At 38.6% G+C, this 5,589-nt stretch carries 6 protein-coding genes; 5 read left to right on the forward strand and 1 reads right to left on the reverse strand.

From position 1 onward, the window contains the following. Positions 1–772, reverse strand: a 772-nt coding sequence (locus tag AC1DG9_RS22415) for a hypothetical protein (protein WP_477635268.1), incomplete at its 3' end; no start/stop codon positions are given. A 128-nt stretch (positions 773–900) separates the two neighbouring features. Here AC1DG9_RS22415 and AC1DG9_RS22420 point away from each other — a divergent pair. The 5 genes from AC1DG9_RS22420 (at position 901) to AC1DG9_RS22440 (ending at position 5,536) form a co-directional block, all read left to right on the forward strand. Continuing rightward, a complete protein-coding gene (locus AC1DG9_RS22420) occupies positions 901–3,372 on the forward strand; it encodes a phage tail protein (RefSeq protein WP_477611977.1) in 2,472 nt (823 codons plus the stop codon). Positions 3,373–3,576: 204 nt separating this feature from the next. Further along, the gene (locus AC1DG9_RS22425) at positions 3,577–3,780 is read left to right on the forward strand and encodes a hypothetical protein (protein ID WP_477611978.1); all 204 of its coding nucleotides are present in this window, start codon (positions 3,577–3,579) and stop codon (positions 3,778–3,780) included. Positions 3,781–3,871: 91 nt separating this feature from the next. Further along, positions 3,872–4,429, forward strand: a complete 558-nt coding sequence (locus AC1DG9_RS22430) for a TIGR02594 family protein (protein WP_477611979.1) — start codon at positions 3,872–3,874, stop codon at positions 4,427–4,429. Next, positions 4,429–4,821, forward strand: a complete 393-nt coding sequence (locus AC1DG9_RS22435; RefSeq protein WP_477611980.1) for a hypothetical protein — start codon at positions 4,429–4,431, stop codon at positions 4,819–4,821. The genes AC1DG9_RS22430 and AC1DG9_RS22435 overlap by 1 nt, the downstream gene beginning before the upstream one ends. 163 nt (positions 4,822–4,984) lie before the next feature. Then, a complete protein-coding gene (locus AC1DG9_RS22440) occupies positions 4,985–5,536 on the forward strand; it encodes a hypothetical protein (RefSeq protein ID WP_477611981.1) in 552 nt (183 codons plus the stop codon). The last annotated feature ends 53 nt before the right edge of the window (positions 5,537–5,589 follow it).

Here is a 5,589-nt window from a genome sequence, read left to right on the forward strand (position 1 = left end):
GATGTATATAGAATGCTACACGTTCAGCAACTTTGTGAGATATTTCGCTTCCGTCCGTTGTGAATAAGCATTCTAATGCTCCTGCGTAGAACGATATTTTTAATACGGGATAGGTAGCATCTCTAGCATGGTCTATAAAGAGGAAAGCTCGAAACATTCTGGACGTCTTAGTGAAATCAAGATAACTTATTTTAGAGCCCATCATCTTTCCTAAGACATCTTCATGCGGATTTTTAATATCTGGACGTTTAAACTCTTGTAGTTTKAATGATAAAATCTGCTTAGATTGGATTAACTGTTCAATAAGCTGCTCTGGTCTGTATGTTATCTTATCGAATAGTCCTGATGCATTTGAATTAAGGKAAAGAGTGTAATTTGTGGAGGTGAACAGCGGATGAAGTACCGCGGAAAAAGGACAGAAAATGCTATTATCKGTAAACATCCAAAAGATGGGCAAGGAACTTCTGGACGCCTCAGAAAATTTACGAAATCTTTCAGGTAATATTAGCTTTTCTTCATCATGTATAATCTCTTTCCTTATTATAAAAAAATCAGCATTCATTAGGTTTTTGTACGCTTGAGTGCCAATTTGTTCAATAAATAATTTGTTAGTAGTTAGATTCTCAACAAGTTTTTTATCATTAGTATATGTTAAACCCATGTGGGTAAAAGAAAAAAGCTCTCTGATAATTAGATTATCAATTTTACTTATAAATATGGCCTCCATTAATTTAGAATTAGGTATTGAATATACGCATTCCTTACCAATCATTCCAAGTAAGCTTCACAAGTCCTCTACCCTTTATACCAAAGGTATTTTTGTATGTGAACTACTCCATCAAACGAAATACATACGAGATTGCTAATATAAGGCCGACTGGACAGCAGGAAAAGGAGATCATGACAAAGGATATTGTGCCTATGTCCTTCAATGTACCGAATGCTATTCACTTCCAAATTGGGGATTATGTTGATGTATGGGGAGAACGTTATGAGTTGTATGAATTGGCTGAGCCAACTAAAAACCACACTCAAAATTTCGACTACAGTCTAACCTTCAAAGCGCAATGGTATAAATTGAGCAAATGGAAGTTCAGGGGATATGATGGCGAAAACCAACTTAAAGTTATAGAGTGGCAGTTTACGGGAACTTTGTTAGACTTCCTGACGATGATTGTTGTCAATGCCAATCGAAACCTTGCTGGCTGGACCATTGGGGATTGTGATGAGTCTGAAATGCAAACTTTGTCCTTCTCCGGAGAAAACATTCTACAAGCCATGAGCCAGATTTGTGAGGCTTTTAAAACAGAGTGGAGCGTAACCAATCAGGTTATTCATTTTGCAAAACGCGGTGAAGTTACGGGGTATAAGTTTGAATACGGATATGATAAAGGATTAAAGGGTGGCTTACGTAGAACCAATGTTGATTCAAGCAATGTGTTCAGCAGATTGTTTGTTCAAGGTTCAACTCAAAACCTACCTGCTGATTATAGGTTTGGCCAGAAGCGATTACAATTACCTGCTGGTATGGACTTCATTCAGAGTACGAAATACGGCCCTGATGAAATTGAGGCTGATGTGGTGTTTGATGATATACGTCCGGAACGAATAGGTACAATCAGCGCTATAGATGGTATATTCAAATTCAGCGATAGTGGTTTAGACTTTGATATCAATGAGCAACTATTACCAGGTTTATCAGCTAAGATTTCATTCTTGTCTGGTTCACTTACCGGCTACAACTTTGAGATTCAAAAAGGGGGGTATAATCCAACTACCAAGCAAATCACCATTGTTAAAAGTGATTTAGAAAAAGAGTCCCTGCCAAATGATACTTTGCATCCACAGGTTGGTGATACGTATTACATCTTCGATATTGAAATGCCTGATTCCTACGTTACTGATGCTAGTAATAGGTTATTGACAGCAGGAGCAGAGTATGTAACTAAAAATGCACCACCTAAAACAGCTTACGAAGTATTGCCTGACCACTTCTACTTTGAACGAAATAGCACTGTTTTACGCTTAGGTGATTTCTACGGGGTGAAAGATCTTGACTTGTTACTTAACAAGGATATCCGGATGATTGGATATGTTAGGGATTTGCATGAGGAGTTCAAATACCTATCCATGCAATTGTCTGATGTGGTTAATTCTGCAGAGATCGTAAGACAATACAATGAAACTGCTAAGGTTAAGAAAGCATTGAACCTCAATAAGATCATGAATGTTCAGCGTAGCCGAGAGAACTGGAAAACTACCATGCAGTTGACTACATTGCTAGATACGTTGAAAGCGGAAATGTTGTTGATCACTGTTGATGGAGGGGCGTATCAAACTAATATAACCAGTACCACAACCCTAACAGATTTCATTGCTACTGATGGACATGTGTTTCATGAACAGTATACTGAGCATAAAGGTATTTGGGATGTGACAGGACTAACAGCCAGCCTTGTAGATGATATTCCATACTATATTTATATACGTGCTTCACGGGCTGCCAATAGTGCTCAGGTCATAAAGTCGCCTACTAAGATTGCTGTTGAATCGGATCCTTTGTTATATTACTTCCCGTTTGGGGTGATAAGTTCGATTATCGATGGTGATAGGTTTTTTACTTCGTTAAGGGGGTATACAAGGGTTACTGGTGGGCAAATTGCAACCGGTGAGATTGTGGCCAATAATGGAGTAAGCAATATTAACCTTGATAAGGGCACCTTCAACTTTCAAAATATATTGGCTCAAATCGCATTTACTGAGGAGGGGGTGGTGTTGAACGGTAAAATAATAGCTACTTCTGCTGAGTTTATTGATTTAATTGTTCAAAACCTTAGGACCAAAGCCACAGGAAAGCGGGTACAGATACTGGAATCAGAGAATAATATAGAGATATACAATGCCTTGGAGCAGGTGTTGATACAGTTGGATGATGATAGTGCTATCGAGGGGACATATCAGACATATGATGCACCAGTACTAAATCCAGATGGGTCATATCCCAAGGATTACTTATGGAAGAAACCAACAGGAACACCTGGGGAGTTTAGATATACCTATGCTATTTTAGGGCCCGGAGTGTCGGTTGGAGTTTCTCCTACAGATGCTAATGGATATTCAACATTCGGAAGAAAAGAGATTTCTACAAATGGAGTGTTTAAGGCAGGCTTTGATGATGCAGAACAAACAACAATATCAAAGGACGGCATTACCACGACAGGAGATTTCACTGTTGCAGGCAACGTAGAAATAGGTGGAGATATAACTTTAGATGGAGATCCGGTTTTCACTGGCGATATCGAGTATTTGAATGGCGTTGGTACAAACGCTTTCCTAAGAGTGAAAAATGGTTTGATAACAAGTCCAACTTAAGATATCTTCTTACTATTAATCACTTTATGCACAGCATCGCTATTAATTTCTGGCTTATCGCATTTCTTTTCGCAGCTGGTAACACCTAGAATCACACATACTGCTAATACAATTGTTTTCATAGATTAAATGTGCAACTATTGTTTCACATTATCAAGTGTTTGTGAAACTTTATTTTCACAGATGTATTTGCTATATTTGAATATGGACTTCAAAAAGTACATTATTGAACAAACAGCCGTGGATTTAGGATACATTGCAAGAAAGATGTGGCCTGATAATAAATCAGCAAAGACTTATCTTAGCAGGAAGTTAAACGGAACCGATGGAAGAACCTGGACTCAAAAGGATAATGAACTCGCAAAGAGGGTTCTGAATGAATTGGGTATTGAGTTAGCCAAGCTTTAAACTTACCAACACTTTCAAGTAAGCCTCACAATCCGTATAGTTAGGTTCGTGGAGGTAAATTTGTGTAACACCTAAAAAGGTGGTTTATACAATGGGAAAATTATTTACTGGCATAGATTCATGGCTAAATACAGAGCCTAACCTTCCTAAGGAATTACAAGAAGCATTACGACATAATGGGTTAACCGAAATTGCAGGGGAAAAGCATAACCCAACAATTATTGGATGGCTAAAAGAGTTAGGGATATTTGGTTGGATCAAAACCGATGAGTCGCCCTGGTGTGGCGTTTTTAAAGGTATTTGTGCCCTTAGATCAGGCTGGTTAAAATTGCCTGCTCCACAAGTTGCTGCTGCTATTTGGTGGGCTACTTGGGGACGAAAAGTAGAGATTAAAGACGTATGCGTTGGCGATACATTGATTAAAAGCAGGGTTGGTGGTAATCATGTGACCTATTGTATTGGCGAGAACGATAAATACTTTCGTACTTATGGCGGTAATCAGTCAAATATGGTATGCCCTGGATGGATGCTAAAATCAGAGGTAACTCATGCTCGCAGGGCAATATGGAATTCAAGCCAGCCATTGGGAGTTAAAAAACATTATTACGCAAACCTAGACGGAACACCGGCTAAACTTAGTGAGGCCTAATGGAAGAAAATCAATCCCCTGTCCCTGGTAGCAAACAAGATATGATCGATCGTAAAGGTGCATGGATCGAACGGATGTTTGACCGCTTGTTTGGAGCAATACAAAAGAACGTCCAAGGGACTATTCTCATTCTCTCTGTTGCTTTAAACTTCTGGCAGTTCAGTATCAACAATGATTTGCAACAATTGAGAATTGCTGATATCACCACCCTCAATGAAAAGATCAACAAGGCCGTTGAGCAACGCGTGAACTCAAAGGTTACTGAGCAGATGCTTCCCATACAAGCCCAACAAGATAGTTTAAATAAAACTGCAGATACTTCATTTAGAAAACTCAATGAAACAGTTAATTCATTTAAAGAAAAATACATCAATAAAAAAATCAAGAAATGAAATGGATTTTAATATTACCCCTGTTTGCATTATTGTTGGCCGGGGCCAAACCGATTTACGTTGAACCATTGAAACCCTACCAACGAGTAGTTGTTCCAATCAATACGAAAGTCGATAGTATAAATACAATATTTCAGGAGTTGGGTGTTATAATCGAAAAACCATGAAACGGATAGTCTACCTATTATTCGTGATCGGCCTACTTGCATGCAGTGGTTGCGGGGCATTCCGAAAGGTGTTCAAATCAAAACAGTATTCTATCCTTACCAGTCAAACTGAAACTAAGCGGGATAGTGTAGGGCTGACTATTGATAAAACCATTACTACGATTAAAGAACAAGCAGATACTGTGATTAATGTTCCTGGTAAAGTTGTTCAGCAGCCGGTATATTTAAATAAGGATAGCTTAGTTAGTGGTATCATGGCTATACAAAGCGATCTGGTAGATGTTCAGTTGACATTAGATCCATTGACGGGGATATTAACAACTAAGGCTACGCTACATCCACAGCTCATACCGATTAAGTTTGATAGGACGATAATTAAGGCAAATGATATAACCTCATCGTCCAATGTTAAGGGGATGAGTAAGGCTAGTAACAAGCATGAAGAGGGTTCAAGTATCGTTGATAAAGATCCGATACATATTCCTTGGTGGACTTGGTTAATAGGATTTTTGGTAGTAGGAGCATCGATATGGTATTGGAAACGTTAATGGAATTAGACTGTTTTATGTAATTTGTTATAGGCGCCCGATTACACTAAGCT

This window comes from Pedobacter sp. 05L430 (genome assembly GCF_056397585.1).

Coding starts and splice junctions, on each gene's coding strand:
- AC1DG9_RS22435 (WP_477611980.1), top strand. CDS start 4,429: ATGGAAGAAAATCAATCCCCTGTCCCTGGTAGCAAACAAGATATGATC.
- AC1DG9_RS22430 (WP_477611979.1), top strand. CDS start 3,872: ATGGGAAAATTATTTACTGGCATAGATTCATGGCTAAATACAGAGCCT.
- AC1DG9_RS22440 (WP_477611981.1), top strand. CDS start 4,985: ATGAAACGGATAGTCTACCTATTATTCGTGATCGGCCTACTTGCATGC.
- AC1DG9_RS22420 (WP_477611977.1), top strand. CDS start 901: ATGACAAAGGATATTGTGCCTATGTCCTTCAATGTACCGAATGCTATT.
- AC1DG9_RS22425 (WP_477611978.1), top strand. CDS start 3,577: ATGGACTTCAAAAAGTACATTATTGAACAAACAGCCGTGGATTTAGGA.